We start from the raw sequence: 1,353 nt of genomic DNA, 5'->3' as shown, positions 1-1,353 counted from the left end.
CCTCGCCCCGCACATAGCCATTGGCCTGCGCCGAGAAGGCCTTGCATCGCCCGTCGGCGCTCAGCATCCCGGCTTGCGTAAAGCTCTCGTGCGCCTCGGGAGACAGTAAGGTGTTTACTCCTCCCACCACCGCCAACCCGCACTGGCCGCTGCGCAACAACACCATCGCCCGATGCACCGCCACCAGCGACGACGAGCACGCCGTCTCCACCGGCTCGCTCGGACCGTGCCAGTTCAACCAGTAGCTCATCCGGTTCGGCCCCATCGAGCCCACCACTCCGGCCGCGCTGGAACCCGTCACTTCCTCGCCCGCCAGCGTCAGCATCTGGCCGTAGCCGCTTGTTCCCGTGCCCACCAGTAACGCCGTCGAACTGCCCGACAGGCTCTGCACCGAGTAGCCCGCATCTTCCAACGCCCGATAGACATACGTCATCAGCAGCCGCTGCTGCGGGTCCATCCCCTGCGCCTCGCGCGGCGAGATCCCGAAGAACAGCGGGTCAAACTCCTCCACCCCCTGAATCACGCCCGCCCGGCGCACCGTCGGCGCCGGGCGGCCGCTCCAGCGGCTAGCCGGCAGTTCTCCGATGCAGTCGCGGCCGGCCTGTAGATTGGCCCACAACGTCTCGATGTCAGGGGCCTCTGGAAAGCAGCCGCTCATACCGATTACCGCAATCGGCTCCGGCCGAACCGAGGCCGGCTCGGCCGGCATGCCCGACACCGGGAGTGGCCGACGGCCTCGGCGACGGCCCACTGAGGCGACCCGCTCGACCGAACGCGCCGTCTGTCCGTCCTGGGAAGCGCCTTGCTGCCGCGTAGGCGCCACGGCAAACGCTGGCGCCAACACGTCGCCATGCTCACGCACCAGATGCGCCGTCAGTGCCGCGATTGTCGGCGCCTCGAAGAACACCGTCGGACTCAGCGTCAGCCCATACCGCTGGTTCAACACATTGCCAAACGACGTCAGCGAGATGGAGTCGAACCCGAACTCGCTCAGCGGTGCGTCGCGTTCCAAGCGCTCGCGCGCCATCTTCAGGTGCCCCGCCATCAAACCCGTCAGGGCGCGTTCCAACTGCCCCGCGAAGGCCTCGCCCGATGACGTCGTCTCCGCCTCGGCTCGCCATTCCTGGACACTCTCCGCCTGTACTGGCACCGTATCAGCCTGCACCGGCACTGCCTTCGCCTCATAGGCCGCCCGCACGCTGGCCAGCAGGCGCGCCCGGTCCCCATGCAGCACCAGCACATGCGAAGCGTCCGACGCCACGGACATGCTCTGCACAAGCGCTGCGATCCCCGCCGCGTCCGGCAAGGGCTCCATTCCGGTTGACCGCCGCATCCGCTCCTGGCCCGCCGCAT

At 68.2% G+C, this 1,353-nt stretch carries 1 protein-coding gene; it reads right to left on the bottom strand.

The features are described from left to right. A partial coding sequence (locus tag CQ050_RS30630; protein ID WP_233214370.1) for a type I polyketide synthase occupies window positions 1-1,353 on the bottom strand: 1,353 nt, incomplete at both ends.

Origin of the sequence: Achromobacter sp. MYb9 (genome assembly GCF_002975275.1) — a bacterium.
Lineage (GTDB): Bacteria > Pseudomonadota > Gammaproteobacteria > Burkholderiales > Burkholderiaceae_B > Achromobacter.
The sequence above is the reverse complement of the archived record's forward strand: the minus strand, read 5'-3'. Positions and strand labels throughout refer to the sequence as shown.